1 pseudogene is annotated in these 253 nt (G+C 37.5%); it reads left to right on the plus strand.

The features are described from left to right. A pseudogene (locus JIV24_RS22930) lies at window positions 1–253 on the plus strand (IS1634 family transposase); the annotation flags it as partial.

The following is a 253-nucleotide window of genomic DNA, read 5'->3' on the forward strand; positions in this document are numbered from 1 at the left end:
ACACACTATCATCTTCAAAGCCATTAACAAAGAAATTCATAACAAACCGAGCCTACAAGAAATACTTATCGATACAAGATAAGGTGCAATGCTCCTTAAACCACAAAGCAATTGAAAAAGAGGCAAAACGAGATGGTTTTTTTGGCATCATCACCAATGTAAAAGATATGAAGGCCGGCGAGATAGTCTCAAACTACAAGGAACTATGGCGCATTGAAGATGCATTTGGTGAGATGAAAGGCTATTTGAAAAG

This window comes from Carboxylicivirga marina (genome assembly GCF_016612505.1).
In the GTDB taxonomy this organism is placed as follows: Bacteria; Bacteroidota; Bacteroidia; order Bacteroidales; family Marinilabiliaceae; genus Carboxylicivirga; species Carboxylicivirga marina.